The organism is Pontixanthobacter luteolus (assembly GCF_009828095.1).
GTDB lineage: Bacteria > Pseudomonadota > Alphaproteobacteria > Sphingomonadales > Sphingomonadaceae > Pontixanthobacter > Pontixanthobacter luteolus.
This window is the reverse complement of sequence record NZ_WTYP01000001.1, coordinates 786,264-809,584: the sequence shown is the minus strand read 5'-3', so window position 1 is coordinate 809,584 and position 23,321 is coordinate 786,264. Positions and strand designations below refer to the sequence as shown.

19 protein-coding genes are annotated in these 23,321 nt (G+C 58.5%); 7 read left to right on the top strand and 12 right to left on the bottom strand.

From position 1 onward, the window contains the following. Window positions 1-5: 5 nt before the first annotated feature. The 4 genes from GRI43_RS03860 to GRI43_RS03845 all read right to left on the bottom strand — a co-directional run bounded on the left by GRI43_RS03860 (window position 6) and on the right by GRI43_RS03845 (window position 3,721). Window positions 6-551 (bottom strand): NuoB/complex I 20 kDa subunit family protein, encoded by a 546-nt coding sequence (locus GRI43_RS03860; RefSeq protein ID WP_160730624.1) that lies wholly within the window; start codon window positions 549-551, stop codon window positions 6-8. Window positions 552-559: 8 nt separating this feature from the next. After that, window positions 560-934 carry an NADH-quinone oxidoreductase subunit A gene (gene ndhC / locus GRI43_RS03855; protein ID WP_160729753.1) on the bottom strand — a complete coding sequence of 125 codons (375 nt, stop codon included), beginning with the start codon at window positions 932-934 and terminating at the stop codon, window positions 560-562. Window positions 935-1,037: 103 nt separating this feature from the next. Beyond that, window positions 1,038-2,291 (bottom strand): SMP-30/gluconolactonase/LRE family protein, encoded by a 1,254-nt coding sequence (locus tag GRI43_RS03850; protein ID WP_160729752.1) that lies wholly within the window; start codon window positions 2,289-2,291, stop codon window positions 1,038-1,040. Continuing rightward, on the bottom strand, window positions 2,288-3,721 hold the full coding sequence (locus GRI43_RS03845; protein ID WP_160729751.1) for a coniferyl aldehyde dehydrogenase: 1,434 nt from the start codon (window positions 3,719-3,721) through the stop codon (window positions 2,288-2,290). The genes GRI43_RS03850 and GRI43_RS03845 overlap by 4 nt, the downstream gene beginning before the upstream one ends. 168 nt (window positions 3,722-3,889) lie before the next feature. Here GRI43_RS03845 and GRI43_RS03840 point away from each other — a divergent pair, with 168 nt between their 5' ends. Next, the gene (locus GRI43_RS03840) at window positions 3,890-5,086 is read left to right on the top strand and encodes a thiolase family protein (RefSeq protein ID WP_160729750.1); all 1,197 of its coding nucleotides are present in this window, start codon (window positions 3,890-3,892) and stop codon (window positions 5,084-5,086) included. Window positions 5,087-5,207: 121 nt separating this feature from the next. Further along, window positions 5,208-5,591 carry a hypothetical protein gene (locus GRI43_RS03835; RefSeq protein ID WP_160729749.1) on the top strand — a complete coding sequence of 128 codons (384 nt, stop codon included), beginning with the start codon at window positions 5,208-5,210 and terminating at the stop codon, window positions 5,589-5,591. Between the two features lie 93 nt (window positions 5,592-5,684). Here the strand turns inward: GRI43_RS03835 and GRI43_RS03830 are convergent, their stop codons facing one another. Further along, on the bottom strand, window positions 5,685-6,155 hold the full coding sequence (locus tag GRI43_RS03830) for an SH3 domain-containing protein (protein ID WP_160729748.1): 471 nt from the start codon (window positions 6,153-6,155) through the stop codon (window positions 5,685-5,687). Window positions 6,156-6,246: 91 nt separating this feature from the next. Here GRI43_RS03830 and GRI43_RS03825 point away from each other — a divergent pair, with 91 nt between their 5' ends. After that, a complete protein-coding gene (locus GRI43_RS03825) occupies window positions 6,247-7,278 on the top strand; it encodes a 2-hydroxyacid dehydrogenase (protein WP_160729747.1) in 1,032 nt (343 codons plus the stop codon). A 113-nt stretch (window positions 7,279-7,391) separates the two neighbouring features. Continuing rightward, window positions 7,392-8,714, top strand: coding sequence for an ammonium transporter (locus GRI43_RS03820; RefSeq protein WP_160729746.1), 1,323 nt, complete (start codon window positions 7,392-7,394; stop codon window positions 8,712-8,714). A gap of 193 nt (window positions 8,715-8,907) precedes the next feature. Here GRI43_RS03820 and GRI43_RS03815 read toward each other — a convergent pair whose 3' ends face one another. From GRI43_RS03815 to GRI43_RS03795, 5 genes are all read right to left on the bottom strand, one after another. Then, window positions 8,908-10,314: an NAD(P)H-dependent flavin oxidoreductase gene (locus tag GRI43_RS03815; protein ID WP_160729745.1), complete on the bottom strand. Its 1,407-nt coding sequence runs from the start codon at window positions 10,312-10,314 to the stop codon at window positions 8,908-8,910. A 26-nt stretch (window positions 10,315-10,340) separates the two neighbouring features. Further along, window positions 10,341-11,084 carry a class I SAM-dependent methyltransferase gene (locus GRI43_RS03810; protein ID WP_160729744.1) on the bottom strand — a complete coding sequence of 248 codons (744 nt, stop codon included), beginning with the start codon at window positions 11,082-11,084 and terminating at the stop codon, window positions 10,341-10,343. 71 nt (window positions 11,085-11,155) lie between these two features. Continuing rightward, window positions 11,156-12,283, bottom strand: coding sequence for a peptide chain release factor 2 (gene prfB, locus GRI43_RS03805; RefSeq protein ID WP_160729743.1), 1,128 nt, complete (start codon window positions 12,281-12,283; stop codon window positions 11,156-11,158). A gap of 105 nt (window positions 12,284-12,388) precedes the next feature. After that, on the bottom strand, window positions 12,389-14,905 hold the full coding sequence (locus GRI43_RS03800; protein WP_160729742.1) for a penicillin-binding protein 1A: 2,517 nt from the start codon (window positions 14,903-14,905) through the stop codon (window positions 12,389-12,391). Window positions 14,906-14,973: 68 nt separating this feature from the next. Then, complete coding sequence (locus GRI43_RS03795; RefSeq protein ID WP_160729741.1) at window positions 14,974-15,843, bottom strand: N-acetylmuramoyl-L-alanine amidase family protein; 870 nt, start codon at window positions 15,841-15,843, stop codon at window positions 14,974-14,976. Between the two features lie 486 nt (window positions 15,844-16,329). Between GRI43_RS03795 and GRI43_RS03790 the strand changes: the two genes are divergently transcribed. Both GRI43_RS03790 and GRI43_RS03785 read left to right on the top strand, forming a co-directional pair. Further along, complete coding sequence (locus GRI43_RS03790; RefSeq protein ID WP_160729740.1) at window positions 16,330-19,077, top strand: Rne/Rng family ribonuclease; 2,748 nt, start codon at window positions 16,330-16,332, stop codon at window positions 19,075-19,077. A 1-nt stretch (window position 19,078) separates the two neighbouring features. After that, entirely contained in the window at window positions 19,079-20,116 is a 1,038-nt protein-coding gene (locus GRI43_RS03785; RefSeq protein WP_160729739.1) for a tetratricopeptide repeat protein, read from the top strand. Window positions 20,117-20,132: 16 nt separating this feature from the next. On the opposite strand, the gene GRI43_RS03780 is transcribed toward GRI43_RS03785, so the two are convergent. Next, the gene (locus GRI43_RS03780; RefSeq protein ID WP_333908174.1) at window positions 20,133-20,693 is read right to left on the bottom strand and encodes a class I SAM-dependent methyltransferase; all 561 of its coding nucleotides are present in this window, start codon (window positions 20,691-20,693) and stop codon (window positions 20,133-20,135) included. Window positions 20,694-20,827: 134 nt separating this feature from the next. On the opposite strand from GRI43_RS03780, the gene GRI43_RS03775 reads away from it, so the two are divergent. Continuing rightward, window positions 20,828-21,721, top strand: coding sequence for a haloalkane dehalogenase (locus GRI43_RS03775; protein ID WP_160729737.1), 894 nt, complete (start codon window positions 20,828-20,830; stop codon window positions 21,719-21,721). 29 nt (window positions 21,722-21,750) lie between these two features. Here the strand turns inward: GRI43_RS03775 and GRI43_RS03770 are convergent, their stop codons facing one another. Then, the gene (locus GRI43_RS03770; RefSeq protein ID WP_160729736.1) at window positions 21,751-23,223 is read right to left on the bottom strand and encodes a hypothetical protein; all 1,473 of its coding nucleotides are present in this window, start codon (window positions 23,221-23,223) and stop codon (window positions 21,751-21,753) included. Window positions 23,224-23,321: the final 98 nt, after the last annotated feature.

Here is a 23,321-nt window from a genome sequence, read left to right as displayed (position 1 = left end):
CGCCCTTAACGCTCGATCGTGCCGCTACGGCGGATCTTCCGCTGCAACTGCATCACGCCATAGAGCAAAGCTTCTGCCGTCGGTGGACAACCGGGAATATAGATATCCACCGGTACGATACGGTCACACCCGCGAACCACGCTGTAGCTGTAATGGTAATAACCACCGCCATTTGCGCAGCTGCCCATCGAAATGACATATTTCGGATTGGACATCTGGTCATAGACCTTGCGCAGAGCCGGAGCCATCTTGTTACACAGAGTGCCGGCAACGATCATAACGTCGGACTGGCGCGGTGACGCGCGCGGGGCGACGCCGAACCGCTCCATATCATAACGCGGCATATTAACGTGGATCATCTCGACTGCGCAGCAAGCGAGACCAAAGGTCATCCACCAGAGCGAACCGGTACGCGCCCATTCAAACAGGTCTTCGGTGCTCGTGACCAGGAATCCCTTGTCATTAACCTCGGTCTGAAGCGCGTTGAAATAATCCGCGTTTGGCTGGCGAACCTCGCCGCCTTGTGCCGTTGGCATGTGAGCTGCGGTCATGGCGTTATCTACTCCCATTCCAGAGCTCCTACTTTCCACGCGTATGCAAAACCAATGATCAGTTCGAGCAGGAAGGTCATCATGGTGATCCAGCCGGCCCAACCGGTGAATTCGAGGCTGACTGCCCACGGGAAGAGGAATGCCGCCTCCAGGTCGAAGATGATGAACAGGATCGCGACAAGATAGAAGCGAACATCAAACTGGCTGCGAGGGTCTTCGAATGCGGGGAAGCCGCACTCATACTCGCTCAGCTTTTCAGCATCGGGATTGTGTGAGCCCGTCAGACGCGAAACGCCCATCGGCAAAAAGACGAACAGAGCCGACAATCCCGCTGCAATGAACAGGAAAATCAGGATCGGAAGATATTGTAATGGGTCGAACACGCATGAATCCTAGGGTTCAAATTCGTGCCCGCCTCTAGGCCTCTCAGAGCGCAGGTGCAAGGGTCAGCCGCTTGCAAATTTGGCGAGAAAGCTTGCGTTTCGATCAAAGGGGCAGGCGGCGCACCTGCGTGGGAATTGGCGAGAGCCCGTCTTTCAGCGTTCCGCCGGCCTCGAATTTGTCCCATTGCCCCGTGGAAACGTAGTAAAGAGCGCCCCCGTAAATTGACCCACCGAGCGGCTCTGACCACTCCGAATGGTTCTGCTCCAGCACCTTCAAAGCGGTCGCGTAATTGCCATTTGGCGAAAGAGAGATTTCCACAATCCGCATCGGCATCATCCCGTTCTGGATTGCGATCAGGCTGTTACCGACACGCCAGATTCCGTCGATTCCATCGAGGATCATCGGCCGGGCCGATCCTAGACGAGAGACCGAACCTGTCTGCAAGTCTACAATAGCTATGCCGTATCTGTAGTCGCTGACGTAAATCCTGCGCCCATCAGCAGAGATTGCGAGACCTTGCGGGGAGCGAAAGGTGCCGGGTGCAACAAATTCTGAAATCCGGCCACCCGCGAGCATGTAGATGCCGCCGCCAACCGGATCGCTAGCATACACCGTACCGTCAGCGGCCACTGTCACATCGGAAAGATTCACGCCGTCTGGCGCTGCGATCTGGATCGGATTGTCCGGTTCACCCTGCCGGAAACCGTAAATGCCGCGAAATGGCTCATCCCCCTGCGGCATCATGCCCAGGTCACCCGACGCAACCCAGAACATTCCACGCGGAACATCAAAGGCCATACCGCTAAGATTGCCGGCATCGGATGGAGACACAGTATTCCAGACACCAGGAGCAGACTGACTTGCCAGAGTTCGTGACACTACCGATGACACAATCAGGCCCCCGGTCAGCGGATCCACCGCCACACCTTCAACCAGTAACACGTCATCTGGCACGGATGCCGTCGCAACACTCTTTTCTATCCGCACGGCGTTTTGCGCAAGTAATCTGCTCAACCTGTCAGCTGTGGCGGTCTCACCCGCTAAATCGAGGATCCTGCCGCGTGCATCTTCGCCAAAAGAGTATCCGCGCACGGCCAGCCATAACGCCTCTCGCACTGTCCCTGCCGCATTCTCTGCACCGAAATATGCCTGCAGCAGCCGCAAATGGACGGATGCGCTGTCAGGATATGCCAGCGCCAGTTCAGCCAGTTCGGCCTCACCGGAAACCGCTCCTGTGCCGGCTGAAACCGCACGCCAAACCGGGGCCGCCCTATCGACCGGAATGACGGGCTGAACCGGTCGCTGATAGGTACAGGCTGCCGCCGCGAGTGCGAGCAGCAACGCCGAAACCCTCATTTCTTCAACTGGGTCGAAATCGCCTTCTTTGTCGCCTTGCCGTAAGGCGGCTTGAACCCGGCGATTCCGGCTACGTCAATCTTGGGCTGGCTGTAGACTGAACGCGCGTGGCTGAATTCCTTGAAGCCCTCAGGTCCGTGGTACGATCCAATTCCCGATGGCCCCACCCCGCCAAACGGCAGGTCGTCCATCGCGACATGGAAGATAACATCGTTGACGGTGACGCCGCCAGAAATTGTCTGCTTGAGAACCTGCTCACGTTCTGCCTTGTCGGTGCCGAAATAATAGAGACCCAGCGGACGATCATGGTCGTTCACGTAATCAATGGCCTCTCCAACATTCTTATAGGTTTTCACCGGCAGCACCGGCCCGAAGATTTCTTCCTGCATGGCCTGCATATCATCATTGACGTTGCGAAGGATCGTCAGAGGCATCTTGCGACTGTTGGTGTTGGAAAAATCTTCCTCGCCTGGATTAACCTCGATCACCTCGGCACCCTTTTCGCGTGCGTCGGCCACCATGCCTTGCAAGCGATCGAAATGACGGTCGGTCACGACAGAGGCGTAATCGTCATTGTCCAGCAAGGTCGGATACTGGTTGTGCACCCCAAGCTGAACGGCGGCGACGGCTGCCTCTTCCTTGTCCTCGGGGACGATCATGTAATCGGGCGCGAGGCAAATCTGCCCTGCATTCATCATCTTGCCCATTGCGATGCGTTCGCCCGCCTTCTCCAGATCGGCGCTATGGCCAAGCACGACTGGCGACTTGCCGCCCAGTTCCAGCGTTACCGGCACCAGATTGCGTGCCGCAGCCTCCATCACCTTGCGGCCCGTAGCGGTCGATCCGGTGAACACCAGATGGTCGAACTGAAGCGACGAGAACGCCTGCGCCACTTCCGGGCTGCCGGTAATTACGGCGACTTCGTCCTGGGCGAAGTATTTCTCAACCAATTCAGCCATCATGTCAGACGTTTTCTCAGTAAACTCAGATGGCTTGATCATCGCCCGATTGCCGGCTGCAAGAACCTGCATCAGCGGATTGAAAGACAGCTGTACGGGGAAATTCCACGGACTGAGAATGCCGATCACGCCCTTTGGCTCAAACCGCAATTCCGCCTTCGCTCCCAGCAACCCGAGCGGGAATGTCGGCTTGCGCTTTTCAGGCTTGGCCCATTTGTCGAGATGCTTGAGGCAATATTTGCCGAAATTCACGCTGCCGACGATATCGGTCATCATCGACTGGTCACGGCTGCGATTGCCGAAATCCTCGTTCATCGCCTGACACAGATCTTCACCATGATCGACGAGCAGAGCAATCGCGCGCTTGATACGGTCCTTGCGTTTATCGAGCCCCTCCGGGCGTGCCGCAGTAAAAGCATCACGCTGAGCTTTGAGGATTGCTTCCAGTTCGTCTTTGCGATCACCGGCCATATTATCACTCTCCATTGGTATCTATTTGCCACTGATTGTTCACCAGCTTGGCAGGAATGACAAGCAAAGTGTTTGCCGGTTCGGCGGTGAGAGCGCCAAGCCGATTGATTTGGCGGCACCCCCGCACTAACTCGGCGGCAAATAGACACCTCAATGAAAGGCAAATTCATGGCCCATTTTTCCGCAAACGACCCGATAGTGATCCTATCTTACGCCCGCACCCCGATGGGTAGCATGCAGGGCGCACTGGCCGATGTTTCCGCCACCGAACTTGGCGCGACTGCGGTCAAGGCTGCGGTCGAACGTGCAGGTGTATCGGGCGAAGAGATCGACCGCGTTTACATGGGCTGCGTGCTTCCTGCGGGTCTGGGCCAGGCACCTGCCCGCCAGGCTGCGATAAAGGCCGGGCTTCCGAAGTCTGCGCAAGCATCCACTGTAAACAAGGTGTGCGGATCCGGCATGCAGACGGTAATCATGGGCGCCGAAGCCCTTGCATCCGGCTCCGTCAAAACCGTTATCGCTGGCGGTATGGAGAGCATGACCAATGCGCCATACCTGTTGAAAAAACACCGCTCTGGCGCGCGACTTGGCCATGACACTGCGTATGACCATATGTTCCTCGACGGGCTCGAAGATGCCTACGAAGAGGGCCGCGCAATGGGCACCTTTGCTCAGGATACCGCCAACGAATATCAGCTGACCCGCGAAGAAATGGATGCGTATTCGATTGAGTCCCTCAAGCGCGCAAACACCGCGATTGAAACGGGCGCCTTCGCCGATGAAGTGGTCCCGGTTACTTTCTCGACCCGCAAAGGCGAAGTGACGGTCGATACCGACGAAGCGCCTGGCCGCGGCCGACCGGACAAGATCCCTACTCTGCGCCCAGCCTTCGCTAAAGACGGCACGATTACGGCGGCAACGTCCAGCTCGATCTCTGATGGTGCAGCAGCCGTTGTTCTCACCCGTGAAAGCATCGCGTCTGAAACGGGCAAGAAACCCGTCGCCAGGATCATAGCAACTGCTGCGCATGCTCAGGAACCTTCGGAATTCACAGTTGCCCCGATCGGCGCGATCGAAAAGGTGCTGCAGCACGCCGGCTGGAGCGCCGACGATGTAGACCTGTGGGAAGTGAACGAGGCGTTTGCTTGTGTCGCCATGTTCGCCATGCGTGACATCGGCATCCCGCACGAGAAGATCAACGTCAACGGTGGCGGAACCGCGCTGGGACACCCGATTGGCGCTAGCGGGACGCGGATTATCGTGACTTTGCTCAATGCCTTGAAACAGCAAGGCAAGAAACGCGGCGTGGCCAGTCTTTGTATCGGCGGCGGCGAAGCGACGGCGGTCGCGGTCGAGATGCTCTGACCAATCTGCCTGCCAAAGGATGTCGCGGTCGAGATGCTCTGACCAATCTGCCTGCCAAAGGATTCGGCAAGCTGGCGATTCAGTGATAACTCTTCGGGATTCCAATCGAAGGAGGGGATTTATGAAGAAACTTATCGCAATCGCTGGCTGCGCCATTCTGGCAGCTTGTTCGCAAGGCGAGGCACCTGCAGAACAGGAAACTGTCGTCGCGACAGAAGAAGCGGCCGCTGAAGAGAGCATGGCCGGGTCCTATGATGTGACCGCGTCTGACGGCTCTGTCAGCACGACGACCATCGATGCAGATGGCAATTACACGACGACCAGTGCCGACGGCACCGAGGTTGAGCGCGGAACCATGGTCCAGACCAATGGGCAAACGTGCTTCAATTCAGCAGAAGAAGGATCGGCGCCTGATTGCTGGACCGATGGTGAGCCCGCAGCCGATGGCAGCTGGGTCGCAACTTCAGATGCTGGTGAAACCGTCACCGTGATGAAACGCCCGTAATCGGCATCTTTCCAGCACACTCAGCTGTGCAGGGATGAATAATGAAAAGGGCGGTCTTCGGGCCGCCCTTTTTGCATGCGATTTGAAGAAACCTTACGGTGCGCCTGCACCCCAGAGCCGCTCCTGCCTGACCCAGCCTGTATGGCCTTTCACATCGAGCTCGCACCAGCCTGCTTCACAATCGCCCAGAATCCCCACGACGCCAGCCTCCAGGTTCCATTTCAGCTGGCTCTCTTCGGCAGGTTCCACCCGCATCGCGGTGGTACCTTCACCAACCACCAGCGCGCCTCTTTGCGGGCTGAGCAGTGTGGATGTCACCCAGCCCTGCGTGCCATCCATATCCTGGATCAGGCGCCAGCCTTCCGAAACCCGGACAACCTTGATCGGCAACCCCTTGCGGCGATAGACCCAGTCGATCTGGTAATCACGGCTGGGGCCGACGCGCATGTTCAGTTCTTCTGTCTTGATCGTCGCCCAGTAAGGCACGTCACGGTCTTGTGCGCGCAGCGGCGAACCGCAAAATGCAGCGAACAGCACAAGTGACAGGAGAATCCGGCTAAGCATCTGGTCTTGTTAGAGCCTTTGGCGGCACATCATCAAGCCATCATCTCTTGTCGCTTGACGATTTACCCGCTTGCGTCCTAGCGCTCACACCATGCCTCATAACAGTGACATTACCAGCAAGGACTCAGTCGGCCGCAGGATTGAGGGGAAACCTCGCGTGGTCGTTACCCGGCACCTGATGCCTTCGGTGGAAACGCGGTTGGACGAATTGTTCGACACCCGCCTCAACACCGATGACACCCCGTTCACGCGTGAACAGCTGGCGGCGGCAATGCAGGACTGCGATGTTCTGGTACCGACAGTCACCGACAAGATTAACGCAGACCTTATAGCGCAGGCTGGTGACAAGCTCGGACTGATTGCCAGCTTCGGCGCCGGTACCGACCATATCGATCTGAAAGCGGCGCGTGACCGCGGGATCATGGTAACCAATACCCCAGGCGTTTTCACAGATGACACCGCAGATCTCGCCATGGCGGGCATCATCGGTGTCCCGCGCCGCATTCGCGAAGGGGTTGAACTGGTGCGCAGCGGACAATGGACCGGATGGGCGCCGTCGCGCTTGCTCGGCCGTAAGCTATCGGGAAAAACCCTCGGCATAATCGGCATGGGGCGGATCGGGCAGGCTGTTGCCCACCGGGCAAAAGCCTTCGGATTGCAGATCGCCTATCACAACCGTAAACCGCTCCCCGCTGCGATAGAAAGCATGTTGGGCGCGAAATATGTCGAAGATGTAGACGATCTGATCGCAATGTCGGATATCGTCACCCTACACTGCCCGGCGACTGAGGCAACGATCGGCTTTTTCGATGAGCGGCGCTTCGCCTTGATGAAGCCGGGCGCATGTATCATCAACACCGCGCGCGGTGATCTGGTCGATCAGGAAGCGATGATTGCTGCCCTCGAAAGCGGTCATCTCGCCGGCGCCGGGCTTGATGTTTATGTGGATGAACCGAATGTCGATCCGCGCCTGATCCAGCACGCAAATGTCATGACCTTGCCGCATATTGGCAGCGCCACGGCAGAAGGCCGGGAGGCTTCTGGCGAAAAAGTCATCGCCAACATCCGCTTCTGGACAGACGGTCACCGGCCGCCAGATCAGGTGCTCGACGCGCTGGTTTGATCCATCAAAGCAATTCTTGTGAACAATCGTTGCGTCGCAGGGTTGTTTTTCAGTCGGAAAAAATCATAAGCAGCCCTCTGGTCCGGCACCGCCGGAACGAGAGGGGACCACCGATGCCGAATTTCCGCAGCTTCAAGGCGGCGTTCTACGCGCCTTTGTTGACGCTTGCCGCCCTGCCCTTGCCCGCCTCCGCACAGGATGCAGGGCAGATTGCTGTAAGCGACAGCGGTGATACCGCATGGATCCTCACATCGGCCGCACTGGTACTGATGATGTCGCTGCCCGGTCTCGGCCTGTTTTATGGCGGTTTGGTCCGCACCAAGAACTTCCTGTCTGTTCTGATCCAGTGCGGCGCGGTCGCTGCGGTCGCGTCTGTCTTGTGGGTGGTGATCGGATACAGCCTCGCCTTCGGGCAGGTTTCCAATGGCTGGCTGGGCAATGGAATGTACTGGATGCTCGGCAATCTCGGCAACGTGCGCGAGGGGCTGACCATACCGGAAAGCACCTTCGCGCTGTTCCAGATGACGTTCGCCGTGATCACGCCTGCGCTGATGGTCGGCGCATGGGTGGACCGTGCGCGTTTCGGCTGGGTGCTGGCATTCTGCGCATTGTGGGGCTTGGTTGTTTATGCGCCGGTCGCCCACTGGATGTGGGGCGGCGGCATCCTTTCATCGGCATTCGGCGCACTCGATTTTGCTGGCGGCATTGTCGTCCACACGACGGCCGGCGTCTCGGCACTGGTCATCGCGTTGTTGCTCGGCAAGCGTGACGGGTTTCCGCAGAAACTGATGCTGCCCCATGCCCCGGCGCTGACCATGGCGGGCGCGGCATTGCTGTGGGTCGGCTGGTTCGGCTTCAACGGCGGTTCGGCGCTGACGGCCACCGACGACGCATCATCTGCAATCATCAACACCCATGTGGCAGCCAGCGTTGCCGCGCTCACCTGGTTGCTGGTGGAAAAATTCACAGTCGGCAAGGCGACCAGCGTCGGCTGGGCAACCGGCGCGATTGCCGGACTGGCTACCATTACCCCCGCCGCAGGCTTCGTATCGCCTGGCGCTGCGATCCTGTTTGGTATCGCGGCAGCAGTAGTCTGCTACGGCGCAATCCAGCTGGTGAAGCAGAAGCTGCACATTGACGATTCGCTCGACGTCTTCGCCGTGCACGGCGTTGGCGGAATCATCGGCTCGATCATGCTTGGTGTATTCCTCAGCAGCGATCTTGGCGGCACCGGTTATGCAGAGGGTATGACCATGGGTAGCCAGCTGATCGCACAGATTGTCGCAGTCGGCGGGGTTGCACTGTTCAGCGCGGTTGTCAGCGCAATTCTGGCCCTGATGGTTTCCGTGGCAATCCCGATGCGGGTAAGCGCCGATGAGGAACGCGAAGGTCTGGACATCACCAGCCATGGCGAACGCGCCTGGGAAATGGATTGAGCCGCGTCTGGACGCTCTCGTTCCGCGCTATTCCGGGCCGGGCCGTACCGGCCTCGCCGATCTAAGACGCGCACTTGAATTCAGGCTGCCCGGTATCGCTTGGTTCATTCAGCAACCGACCAGAGAATTAGAAAGCCCTGACAGAACATGATATTCTGCCAGGGCCAGTTATTCATTCAGTTATCGGGGCGCGCTAGTCGCCCGTGAGGATCCGGTCGACCAGCTGTTTCACGGTCGGCGTGAAATTGTTCGAATAGAACGGATCCTGCTTAAAGCGGTATGCTGCGTGACCGGCAAATGCCAGGTTCTCGTCTACCGGCTCCCCATGCGCGATGTTCTGCAGATTTTTCTGGATGCAGAAACTGCGCGGATCGGCGAGCCGCCCGGTCGTGTAATCGTCGTGGTCTTTCCAAGACGAGAACGCACAATGCGACAGACAGCCCATGCAATCGGTCTGATCCTTGCGGATTACATCGCGTTTTTCCGGGGTCACGAAAACGAGCGTGTCATCGGGCGTCTTGAGGGCTTCTGTATGCCCTTCGCCCATCCAAACGCGGGCCTGTTCCTGATCGGACGGTGCAACCCAAAGCTTCGCACCTTTGCCGCCGAAACCGAGCTGTACGCTTTGATCGGCAGTTTGATCTTTCGAGAAAGCGATTTGCCGTTCGCTGCGGTGCATCAGGTCGAACAGGAAGGGGTTTTTCACTGCGGACGAATAAAATCCGGTTGGCGAAAATTTATGCAAGAACACATCGCCCGGCTCGATTGTCCGCAGCATGTCTTTCCATTCCTGCGGGATCGGGCTTTCTTCCGTCAGCAAGGGCCGCGTACCGAATTGGAACGCGATCTTGCCCAGTTCTGGATTGTCGATCCAGTGCTCCCATTCGCGCAGCGCCCAAACGCCGCCCGCCATCACGATTGCGCAGTCTTCGGAAACGCCTTCCTTGCGCATCGTCTCACGCAATGCCTTCACCCGTGGATACGGGTCCTGCGGCTCGCGCGGGTCTTCCGCGTTCGAAAGTCCGTTGTGACCGCCGGCCAGCCACGGATCTTCATAAACTACCGCAGCCATCAGGTCGGGCACCTTGTTATAGCTGCGCTTCCACAATGCGCGGAATGCGCGTGCTGAACTGATGATTGGCAGATAGCTCACGTTATAGCGTGCCGCGATCTCGGCCAGCTTGTAAGGCATCCCTGCGCCGCAGGTGACACCGGTTACAAGGCCCTTGGTATTCTCGAGGATACCTTCGAGCACCGCCTGCGCGCCGCCCATTTCCCACAGGACGTTGATGTTGATCGCACCCTGCCCGTTGGAAATGTCGTAGGCCTTGCGCACCTGCTCAGTGCCGCCATCGATACCGTATTGGATCAGTTGTTCATGGCGTTCCCGGCGCGTTTTCTGCGGGTAGACCTGCGGGATCACATCACCGTTTTCATCTGTGCTGTCTGCATTGACCGCGCTGACAGTACCGATACCGCCTGCAGCAGCCCAAGCACCGGAGCTCGCGTGATTGGTCGCAGAAACGCCCTTGCCGCCTTCGATCACGGGCCAGACTTCGCGTCCGCCATACACAATCGGGCTCAAACCCTTAAAAGCCATCGTAAATCATTTCCTTGAATTGCGACCTATTTCGCCGCGTTTCCCGCGCCCGCTGTATCCCCACGGCACGGCTTTATGTCTTCAGGTTCTGGCCTCGTAGCCGCTGCTTTGAACTGTGCATAGTACCCTGCCAGTTCCGGCGCATCCTTGAATGCCACCAGTTCAAACCCGACCCGCTTGAATTCACATGACAGCAAAAGCGGATTGATTCCGTGCTGATCAGTTGGCCGGTCTACATCGACCACTATCACTTGCCCGCCTTCATTCAAGGCGGGCCACAGACGGTAAAGGAACGCGTAGGGTTCCTGAACCTCGTGATACATATGGACCAGAAATATCCGGTCGAAACTGTTTTCCGGCAGACGGGGATCGTCCCCCGCACCAAGCTTTATCGAAACGTTGTCGAGCCGTTCTTTCTCGACCCTGTTCCCAAGCCTTTCCAGTGCATCCTCGTCGATGTCCTGCGCAAGAACACGCCCTTCACTGCCGACACGTTCGGCCAGGCGCACGGTGTAATACCCCTCGCCCGCACCGATATCAGCGACAGTCATCCCCGGCTCGATTTCGGCCAGGTCCATGACTCTCTGCGCTTCCCCCGCTGCATCGCGGGCAGTTTCAGTCGAAAACTGGTTCGCCCCCAGATCGGACACGGGCCGGTCAGGCAGCGGAAATTGCCTCGCAGTTTCAGGCCGGTCCGGTTGCGCCTGCTTGCACGCGCCAAGCGCTGCGATTGCAGACATCAGCGGCAGGATGAGATAGGCAGACTTCATCCGCGAATTCTTAGGCACGTCGGCCCGCTGGTGCAAATCCCTGCGGCAGATACAAGGCCACTGGGCAGACCCTATTCGACATCTTCAACATCGACGGTTTCACCGGTCACACGCTGGGCCAGCGCGGCAGAGATGAATTCGTCGATTGCGCCGTCTAGAACATTGTCCGGCGCAGTTGAGGTCACGCCCGTGCGAAGGTCCTTCACCATCTGATAGGGCTGCAGCACGTAGCTGCGGATCTGGTGGCCCCATCCGATATCCGTTTTGGATTCGTATTCGGTACCTGCTGCCGCTTCGCGCTCAGCCATCTCGCGTTCGAACAAGCGCGCTTTCAACATGTTCATCGCTGTTGCGCGGTTCTTGTGCTGGCTGCGGTCATTCTGGCTGGCGACCACAATCCCGGTTGGCTGGTGCGTGATACGAACCGCGGAATCGGTCGTGTTCACGTGCTGGCCGCCCGCGCCGGACGCACGGTAAGTATCGATCTTCAGGTCGCTTTCGTTGATTTCGACCTCGAAATCATCGTCGATCACCGGGTACACCCATACCGAACTGAAGCTGGTGTGGCGCCTGGCAGAGCTGTCGTACGGGCTGATGCGGACGAGACGGTGAACACCGCTTTCAGTCTTGGCATAGCCGTAGGCATTTTCGCCTTTGACCAGCAGCGTGGCCGATTTGATCCCGGCTTGCTCGCCAGCATGATAATCGACCAGTTCGACCTTGTAGCCTTTGCGTTCCGCCCAGCGCGAATACATGCGCTGGAGCATTTCGGCCCAATCCTGGCTTTCTGTGCCGCCCGCGCCAGCGTGAATTTCGATGTAGGTATCGTTGGCATCAGCCTCGCCCGCGAGCAGTGCCTGAACCTTGTCGGCATCGGCGCGGTCCGCCAGTTTTTCCAGACTGGCTAGCCCGTCATTGACGATTTCCTCGTCTCCTTCGGCTTCACCCATCTCGATGAATTCCACAGCATCGGACATCTCTGAAGATATCTGCCGCACGGTGTCTACCGCGCTTTGCAGCTGCTTTTGCTCGCGCATGATCGTTTGCGCTTCCTTGGGACGGTCCCACAGGGCCGGGTCCTCAACCCGCGCACTGAGTTCGTCGAGACGCCGCAAAGCGCGCTCCCAATCAAGCGATTGGCGCACAAGCTGAAGCGCAGCTTCGATCCGGTCGATATGAGCCTGCCCTTCGGCACGCATAATTTTTTCTCCGCAAAGTCGCGGCCCGCTTAGCGGACGGACATGGATTGTAAAGTTCAGCGGTGCGCGCGCCCGGGGCAAGCCGCCGCGCGATGCCGCCGCTGATTAGTAGATTCCGCCTTGTTCTTCGGCGAAGTTTTCCGGCACTTCTTCGCGATTGGCAGTGTTTTGCGAACTGCTCGCGGCCTGACTTCCCTGCCGAATTAGGGCCAGAATTTCCTTCCGCTTGCTTTCAATTTCGTCGCGCCGCGTGATCCGCGGTGGTTCTGTATCGGGCTTGAAAGCCTCCCATATCACGCTGGCCTTGGGTTCTTTGCCCGGCCATGCGTCGAACACACGTTTGCCTGAAATGCGGTCGACCCTCACCATCCGTACTCCCGGCGGGGCAACGAACGGATCTCCACTCAGCCTGTCCTTTGTCTCGCCGAAAAATTGCCGGATGATCGGCGCGGCGACTGTGCCGCCCTGCGCATACCCCCCGAGATTACGCGGGGTATCGTATCCGACGTATACGCCGGCGACCACTTCTGGCGTGCCGCCAACGAACCAAACGTCCTTTGGCCCCGTCGTGGTTCCGGTCTTGCCGAACATTGGTACGCCAAGATCCCTGAGGACCGTTCCGGTGCCGCGCTGGACGACGCCCTCGAGCATATGGACAGTCTGATAGGCGGTGCGCGCATCAAGCGCCTGCTTGCCGGTCGGCTTCAGGCGGGGCATTGGCTGCCCGTCCCACTTGGCCATGTTGCAGCCCGTACAATCGCGTTTGTCAGCGCGATAAATCACCTTCCCGCGCCGGTCCTGAACATAGTCGATCAGTGTCGGTTCGTTCAGGCGGCCGTGGTTGGCCAGCGCGGAATAGGCATTGACCATCTTCATGACCGTGGTCTCACCCGCACCAAGGGCGAACGCCGGATATGGCTGATAATCGCCAATCTCGAGATTCTTGATCGTCTTAACAACATTGGGCATGCCCGCTTCCATAGCGATATGGACGGTCATCAGGTTCCGCGACTGTTCAAGCCCCCAACGCATCGTATGGACGCCGCCGCCACCACCGCCGGAATTGCGGAAACATTTTTCACCCAGCTGAGAGCCCTGATAATAACAGAAAGTCTGGTCAGGCACCTCGCTGGCCGGTGTCATCCCGTTGTCCAGCCCTGTTGCGTAAACGAATGGCTTGATGGTGGAGCCTGGCTGCCGGTTGGCCTGTGTCGCTCGGTTGAACGAACCAAGTCTGCTGTCGAAACCGCCTTGCATGGCTAGCACCCGCCCGCTTTGCGGGTCCTGGGCAACAAAACCGCCCGACACCCCGGGCAAGCTGCGCACCAGATAACCGGCACCGGATTTCTGGGCAGCAACGACATCGCCAGCCTTCAATGCATTGGGCAGGTTGCTCAGCGGGGCTTCTTCGCCGTCTGAAAAACCGATGGTCGCATTGCTTCCGCTGCGTTGGGTGACAACGCCGATGCGCCAGCCTTCGTAATTGATGCCGAGGAAGGAGCTTGCAAGCTGGCTGCTCCAGCTGCCTTCATCCATGTCGATGGTTGCAATGGGCCCGCCCCATCCGCGGTTGCCGTGATATCGCATCATGCCGCGGCGAAGCGCATCGCGGGCTGCAATCTGCATTTCCGGATCGAGCGATGTTCGCACCCAAAGGCCGCCCGCATAGACGCTGTTCTTGCTCTCTTCGGCGGTCTCGCCAAATTCCTCGATCAGCTTGCGGCGCACCTCTTCAAGGAAATAACCGGCATCGACGGATTGGCTGCTGGACTGCTGCATGACCAAGCCGAGTGGCAGCGCCTTCGCGGCGTTGGCTTCGCTCTCGGTAATGAAGTCATTCGCAGCCATCTGCGTCAGGACGAAATTGCGACGTTCCATCGCCCGGCCGAAGTTTTTCTGCCGGCTGTAGGTTTCCGGCGCCTTGGGCAAGATCGCCAGATAGGCCATCTCGTGCAGTTCCAGATCGCCCACATCCTTGTCGAAATACGCCCGTGATGCTGCCTGCACGCCGAAGCTGCGCCGCCCAAGCGGGATCTCGTTCAGATACAGCTCAAGGATCTGCTCCTTGGTTAGAACGCCCTCAATCCTGCGGGCCAGCATCAATTCCTTGATCTTGCGAGTCACCGAATATTCGTTGGTGAGGAGGATATTCTTCGCAACCTGCTGGGTAATGGTCGACCCGCCTACCGCACGCTCTCCCGAACCCAGCTTGCTGACATAATCGAACACAGCACCGATCAAACCGCCCGCATCGATCCCGCCATGGCTGAAGAATGTCTTGTCTTCTGCCGCCAGATACGCCTCGATCAATGTCTCGGGGAAATCGGCATATTGCAGCTGCACACGTCGTTCACGTGCATAGGAGTGTACGATCTCGCCCTCGACACCGCGGACAACGGTAGGAAGCGGCGGTTCGTAATCCAGAAGCGTATTCGCGTCAGGCAATGTCCGCGCGATCAACGCCCACACTATGATCCATAGGACCAGCAAACTGCCCAGCCCGATGGCACTCCAGCGGAACCAGCGGCGCTCGCGCCAATTGCTCTTGAACCAATTCAGCACCCCGCTCGCTTCGCGGCGGATACGGTAGCTGATGGATTCGAATTTAGATGTGTCGACCATAATTGGCTTCAGCCTTTAGCACGGCATTTCTGTCTCGCACCAGAATGTATCTCGCAGATGACCGGTGATTACGTTGCCGACTGCCGGGCGAAGTAAATCCTGATCGCTCGGGCCATGGTTTCGGCAAAGCCTTTCTTGCCCTCTTCCGACGTCAAACGGTCCGCATCGTCAGGATCGGTGATGAACCCCGATTCGTAAAGCACCGCAGGAACATCAGGGGCACGCAAAACTGCCAGCGCGGCAGCTCGTCTGCGTTGCGGGTGAAATTGGAGAATGCCGATCCCTTCGCGCACGATCAGGCCCGCAAATTCGGCCGAATTTTGCTGAACGCGCCGCTGGGCAAGTTCCACCAGAATATCGCTGATTTCCTGACTCTGCCCCTCGATGCGGACACCGTTCAATCTGTCGGCGCTGTTCTCCCGTTCTGCAAATCGCGCAGCGGCTTCACTCGAGGCTTCTTCCGACAGGGTGTAAATGCTCGCGCCGCGCACACCAGAAACCTCGCCAGAGGAATCGGCATGGATCGAGATAAAGAGATCCGCATTCAGGCGGCGAGCGATTTCAGGCCTTTCTTCCAGCACCAGAAACGTGTCGTCGCTGCGCGTTAGAGCCACACGGATGCCGCCTTCTTCAATCAACTGGTCGCGCAGCGCTTCTGCGAGGCCGAGCACAACGTCCTTTTCGCGGTAGCCGGCACCGCTGGCACCAGGGTCTTTGCCCCCGTGGCCGGCGTCGATCACAACCAAGGGGCGCGACATGTCCTGAGGCCCGAGGACTTCGGGCAAATCCAGTTCGGCCCCGGAGTCAGGCAGCAACAAACGCACCACATAGTCGCGTCCGAGGTGCGGCACAGGTAATGTCAGGCCGAATACGTACAGCCCGCCGACCAGCAGAACCGGGGCAAGAAAAATTAACCATATTTGCATACGCAGTGACATTGCGCGCCATCGTTACGGTGTTGCGGGCAAGTTGCGCAATATGGTTGCGACAAGAAACCCACGGTGCTAGCACGAACGCGTTGGCAAGGGTTCGCCTTGTTCACGCCGATTGAAGTCCGATTGCGGATGAAATCAGCGTTTTGGACATGATAATTGCCGATTACCGCCGGGGCCCCGCTTCGGCATTACTACAGGTTGATGCAGACATGAGAAGCCTCTCCCCGACCCACACGTTGCTGCCGCAAGGCCGCGCCGTGATTTGGGCGGACCGGGCGGCGCACACAATGCGCGATCTCTGCTCCGCAGACACATCACTCCGGCTCAATTCAGTAAAGCGGGCGAATAAGCGCCCGAGCTGGTCTTTCATCACCGCATCGTCACACAGAACGAGCGGACTACACACATATTTGCGCCTCCCAATAGGCGGAACGGCATCAGGCAAAGTCCTGAAATCCGGGCCGCCCGGTCGCGCATGGAGAAAATTCAATGGCAACGCGCATGCTAATCGATGCGCGCCACTCGGAAGAGACCCGGGTGGCGGTACTAAAAGGCAACCGGATTGAGGAATTCGACTTTGAATCTGCTGAACACAAGCAGATCAAAGGCAACATCTATCTTGCAAAGGTAACGAGGGTTGAACCTTCGCTGCAGGCGGCATTTGTCGACTTCGGCGGCAACCGTCACGGCTTCCTCGCCTTCAACGAAATCCATCCTGACTATTATCAGATTCCGAAGGAAGATCGCGAGCAGCTGCTCGCCGAAGAGGCCGAAGCAGCGGAAGAAGAAGCACGACTTCGCGCTGAGGAAGAAGATGAAGGCAACGTCCCCGGCGATGAATACGACGCTGACGACGAATCTGCTGGATCCTTGGCTGAAGACCTTGCCGAAGACGGCATGGAAGAAATCGACACTTCGGAAAAAGACAGGGTCGCCACCATCGAAGAAGGCCATGTAGATGGCGACGACGATAACGATGACGACGAAGATGATGATGGATCATCTGACGGCGATGACGACAGCAAATCCAAGGGTGGCCGTGGACGCGGACGCCGCGGACGCAATGGCAAAGGCCGCCGTCAGGGCGGAAACAAGGGCCGTAGCCGTGCGAAAGAAGTCGACGAAGTTCGCGCAAAGCGTATGGCCCTGCGCCGCCGCTACAAAATTCAGGACGTAATCCAGCGCCGTCAGGTCTTGCTGGTGCAGGTCGTGAAGGAAGAACGCGGCAACAAGGGCGCTGCCCTTACCACCTATCTCAGCCTTGCCGGCCGCTACACGGTATTGATGCCGAACAGCAGCCACGGCGGCGGCATCTCGCGCAAGATTTCCAGCGCGCAGGATCGCAAGCGCCTCAAGCAGATTGTCGGCGACCTCAGCCTGCCGAAATCGATGGGTCTGATCGTTCGCACTGCCGGCCTCAGCCGCACCAAAACCGAAATCAAGCGCGATTTCGATTACCTTGCCCGTCTGTGGGGCGAAATCCGCAACAACACGCTGGGTTCCAGCGCCCCTGCCCTGATCCATTCGGACAGCGACCTTATCAAGAGGGCGATCCGCGACATCTACAATCGCGAGATCGAAGAAGTGATTGTCGAAGGCGAGGACGGATACAAATCCGCTAAATCCTTCATGAAGATGCTGATGCCCAGCCATGCACGCCGGGTTAAAGCGTATTCGGATCCGGTCCCACTGTTCCAGCGCTACGGTGCCGAAGATCAGCTGCGCGCGATGTACGACCCGATGGTCCAGTTGAAATCGGGCGGCTATCTGGTGATCAATCCCACGGAAGCTCTGGTGTCGATCGACATCAACTCGGGCCGTTCCACCAAGGAACACGGGATCGAGCAGACCGCGACTGCGACGAATATCGAAGCGGCGAAGGAAATCGCCCGTCAGTTGCGCCTGCGTGACATGGCCGGTCTGGTCGTGATCGACTTCATCGACATGGAATACAATTCCAACGTCCGCAAAGTCGAACGCGCCATGAAGGACGCGCTCAAGAACGATCGCGCCCGCATTCAGGTAGGCCGGATTTCCGGCTTCGGCCTCATGGAAATGAGCCGCCAACGCTTGCGTACAGGTGTGCTCGAAGCGTCGACCCGCGAATGCCCGCATTGTGATGGCACAGGCCTGGTGCGCACCGCATCGAGCGCCGGCCTCTCCGCCCTCCGTCTGATCGAGGATGAAGCGGCAAAGGGTAAGGGAACGGTTATCCAGCTTGCTGCGAGCACCGAGGCCGCTGTCTACCTGCTAAACGCCAAGCGCGCAGACCTTGCCGAGATTGAACACCGGTACAACGTGACCGTCGAAGTCATTCCCGAAGGGGAAGACGAAGGCGCGAAGATGTCCGTCAGAAGCTCTGGCCCTCGTCCTACCGAAGCGCCAAAGTTCGATCCTATCGTCGATGACGAAGAGGACGAAGAGGAAGTCGAGGAAAACTTCGACGAAAGCGATAATGACGACGAAGGCAAGCCAAAGAAGAAGCGCCGTCGGCGCGGCGGACGTGGCCGTAACAAGGCCAATGACGGCGACGACGATTCCGATCAGGACGCATCCGATGATGACAATGACGAGAACCGTTCCGATGGCGAAGACGACGAAGATGGCAAGCCCAAGAAGAAGCGCCGTCGGCGCGGAGGCCGGGGTCGCCGTGGGGGCCGTGGTCGCGGTGATAGCGAACAATCCAATGACATAACTGCAGACGACGCGGAAAACCTCGCCGAGGTTTCCGAGCAGGTCAAACAGGATATGGCTGTCGTTGCGGGCCCGGATGGCTCACCTGAAACCGCAGAAGCTGCCGCAGCAGAAGAGAAACCCAAGCGGACACGCAGAAAGAAGGCCGCTCCGGCCTCTGCTGAAGCTTCGGCGGAAGCGCCGGCTGAAGCAGAGAAGCCGAAGCCCAAGCGGGCCCGGAAGAAGAAATCCGACGATACGGCTGACGAGCAACCGGCTGAAGACAAGCCGAAGCGCACGCGTCGCAAGAAGGCGGATATCGAGGCTCCCGCAGCTGATGATGCTGAGAAAGCAGATGAGAAGCCGGCCAAGAAGGCTCCTGCCCGCAAAGCTGCTGCCCGCAAGGCACCTGCCAAGAAGGTGAAGGAGCAGCCGGCAGAGGACGCTGCGGCTGTTTCAGTCCCCGTCACTGCAGTGAAGGCTCAGGCACCGGAACCTGCCGCAGAAACCGACAAGCCCGCGAAAAAACGCGGCGGTTGGTGGCAGCGCACCTTCGGAGAATAAATTGAGCGCCCGCCGCCTCAGGCATGCTGCAATTGCGATTGCAGCCGCCCTGATCCCGGCGGCGGGCGTCTCAGCTTCTGACAATCCTGGGCTGGACGCCTACATGGCCGGGGATTTGAGGGAAGCGACCCAGCTTTGGCGCTCCGCTTGTGAAGAAGATAACGCGACTGGCTGCTACCACCTCGGGGTTGTTTACCGTGATGGAGAAGGCGTCAAACGAAGCAACGCGCGCGCAAGTGAGCTGTTTGAAAAGGCTTGCGACCTCGGTAGCGGGAAAGCGTGCTTCAACCGTTCGCTTGAGGCTGCCAGTTCTGCCAGCGACCCGGATTTCACCAAACAAATTCGTTTTCTTCACCGTGGCTGCGATCTTGGCTCGATGCGGTCATGCGCCAACCTTGCCGGGCATTACCTGCACGGCAAAGGATTAGAGAAAAATGTCCCGGCAGGTATCTCGCTCCTCGATGCTTCCTGTGTCTCAGGAGAGCGAAGCGCTGGCAGTGCCTGCTTCACTCTGTCAGCGGTATTTGATGGTCATGGAAACATGGTGCAGATCGAAGATCCGGTGCGCGCCAACCATTGGCTCAACATCGGTTGCGGATATGTAGATCTCGACAGCTGTACCAATCTCGGATTTCACTACCGGACCGGTTACGGCGTTCCTCGGGATATGGTCCGCGCCAATGCTTTGTACGCGATTGCCTGCAATGATGGTGACGGCCTGCAGTGTCCGATGTATTCACCGAATGAGTATTTCGGCGGCGGCAGCCCGTACGAAGGTGGCAATGTCAAAGCCCGCCTGCTGCCGGTGGCTGGCCTCTATTCTGACGCGTGCGATGCTGGACTTGCGCATGGCTGCTCAGCACTTGCATATGCAATCATGCGCAGTAGATCGGCGGCCGCGAGCGAAGGTCAGGTCCGGTCATTGCTGGATCGTTCAGTCGCCTTGCTTCCGGAAAACTGGTTCGCAAAGTGGCTGCTTAACGAGGTTGAAACGACCGGTCTGAAGGAATGGGATCGCCGCAACCGGTTCAAGGATTAAGCCCGCCGTTGCGGGCTCAGGAACCAAACTTTGTTCCCACACCCCATTCTACCCAACCGACGGGCCTGGGCGTTTTGGGAACGTATTTTTCGCCAAGTCTCTCCGTTTCAAATCCCCCCTCGCGCACTGCGGTGGTGATGGGCCGGGTCAGATGGCAGCCGCCTGCGATCGGCTTCCATACCGGCTCGATCCGATCCTGCCATTTCGCCACACTCTGGTCTGGTGCACGGCCGTGTTCCAGAAACAGCAGCTTGCCGCCTGGACGCAGAATTCTGCGCATTTCGCGCACGACCTGAGCCTGATCCTGCACCGAGCACATCGTGAATGTGCACACCACAGTGTCGAAGCTTTCATCGGAAAACGGAATGTCTTCACCGATCCCGTCGCGGATGTCGGCCTGCCAGCCTTTGTTCTCCGCTTCCTGTCTGGTGTATTCAAGTAACTTCGCGCCGGGATCTATTCCGCAATAAGAATCGATCGCAGCAGCATTGTAGAATTGTTGGTTGATACCTCCGCCGCAGCCGATCTCAAAGACATCGCCGGTAGCCATCGGGACTAACTGCGAACGCAGCTTCATAATCTGTGGAGCACCGCAAGCGAACTTTATGACCCGCGGTACACCGTGTTCATCCCACCATGACTGTAGGCCCATTTTGCACTTCCCAACTGCCTCACACGAAGTCATGATACTGGAAGGGGAGGATGTTTACCATGTCAAAGGTTCACCGGACGCCGGATGCCCGCTTTGCCGATATTCCCGGCTATCCTTTCGATCCTCGCTATCACATCCTGAAAGACGGATTGCGGCTCCATTATGTGGACGAAGGTCCGCAGGGCGGAACGCCTGTCCTAATGTTGCACGGCGAACCGAGCTGGAGTTTCCTTTACCGCAAGATGATTGGCCCGGTGGTGGAGGCTGGCTACCGTGTCCTGGCGCCGGACTTGATTGGCTTCGGCAAATCGGACAAGCCAACGTCCAAGTCCGAATTCACTTACCAGCGTCACGTCGCGTGGATGCGCGAATGGTTCGAGGCGATGGGGCTTAACAACGTTATTCTGGTTTGCCAGGATTGGGGCTCGCTGATCGGCCTCAGGCTTGTGGCCGCGATGCCGGAAAGGTTCGCAGCGGTTGTCCTGTCAAACGGAGGTTTGCCTGCGGGGCAGGAACCACCTCCAGCATTTGCCAAATGGCGCGCCTTCGCAAAAATGAGTCCGGTCTTCCCGATCGGCGGAATAATCCAGCGAGCGACGACGACCGATCTGCCCGACAGCGTCGTGCAGGCCTACAACGCCCCTTACGACACCCGAGCCAGCAAGGCCGCAGCACGCATTTTCCCCGCTCTGGTCCCGCTGGGCGATAACGTCGAAGTGCCCGCACAACTCGAAGCGTGGCAAGTTCTGGAAAAGTTTGAAAAGCCTTTCACCTGCTGCTTTAGCGACAGGGACCCCATCACGAGGGGCGGCTTCACCCCGTTTCAGGAACGAATTCCCGGGGCAAAGCATGACCTGCACCGAACGCTTCACGGCGGTCACTTCATTCAGGAAGACGATCCCGAAGGATTTGTCGGAGCAATCCTCGACACGGCAAAGCTGGCAGGCGTTTAGCCGCAGCCTAAGCGCGCATCAGAAACCGGTCAGCTAACCGTCCGCTCAGCGTTCAGGGCATCGCCGATCTGGCCAATCTGCTGCGCAAGCGCCGTTTCGAGCACCTCGTCGCTCAATGCCGCGAGCCTGACCATCTGCGGCATTGAAAGGCCGACCCGCAAGGTCCCGCCCCATTTGCCTTCTTCGGTTCGCACGCTCTTTACAGGCTGCCCCAACCTCAAGCCCGACAGCGCGAGTTTGCGGTGCAGTTTTTCTGCCCCTTCAAAGAACTCTGACGCAGGATGCGAGCTGACATCGAGGGTTGCCAGCGTGAGCATTTCCAGCGGATGTCCCCGCGCCTCCGCCCCATCGTTATCACTATGGGGCTGGACGAGCTCGAACCCGAACGGCTGGATCAATTTCGCCTCCAACGCCCGCTGAAAAGCGAAAATCACCCGCTTTATCTGATCCAGGGAAAGCTGCTGAAAGCGTTCCAGTTCGAACACAGAGGCTTCCAGACGAAGCGCCAGACCTGGATTCTCGCTGTCTTCCAGATCGCTTGCACCGAGCCAGCTGTCAGGCCATTCAGCCCGCCGGAAAATGTTGCGAAACCCCTTGGGAAGCTCTGCTGCTTGAGCGACAGTCGCATCAGGGACCAATGCAAAGCCGCTGAAGGGCGCGCCGCCCATGAATTTGGACCCGGTGAGGAAAACAACCGCCCCGCGGTCGAGATAGGCCTGAACGGCGTCAGACATGATCCGCGCCTGACACGCGTCGACAACCAGTGTGAAGGCATCGCCGAATTCGGAACGCAGGCTGTCAATTTCGCTTAGCTCGGGCAGGATCAGGCCGGTTTTCGACCCGTGGACAACATGGACCAGCGCATGACGTCCCATTTGCCGGGCAAGCTCCAGCTCGACACGGATCGCCTCGGCCATCTCTGCGCTTGTGCGCGCCTGCCCCTGCATACACCGGACCGGAATGTCGGCTAGGCTGACATTTTCTAATCCTTCGACATCGGCACCCTGCTCGGTATCCCTGCCCAATGCAGTTTCCGGGGCAAAATAGTTGCCATGTGCCGAATGAACGCAGCCCCGGCCCACTTCATCTGCGCCGAGCAAAATATTGTGGATTCCGTTCGGCTGACGTCCGCGCACAGCGGCCAGCGCAACGTATTCAAGGTCGGTTCCCGACGGCGCGAACACGACATCACACCCCTCGCCCAGATCATAAGCCGACCTGATCCGGCGGCTCAGATCAGCGAGGTGTTCACGATAAGCCACAGTTCCTGCGCCGCGCAGCGCCAGGAGATGACGAAATGCGTCGGCTGACAGATCGTTTGCGGTGGAAGATGCAAATGCCAGCGCGCGCCGCGGATAAGGGGCGGACATGTAGCGATTGAGCCCGGTTTCCGGATCGAGGTCTATCCGGGCATCACCGCCAGAGGACAGCAGCGAAACAAGATCGCGCACATCATCAGTGGCCGAAAAATCAGGATGGAGGTCAGGATATTTAGCAAGCATTCAGGGATCGGCCCGACAATTGTACTTGGCCACGGCCCCTAGCAGAACTAAGGGACGGCACCACCGCAAAAGAGGTTAATCGAGTTTTGCCGCAGCTA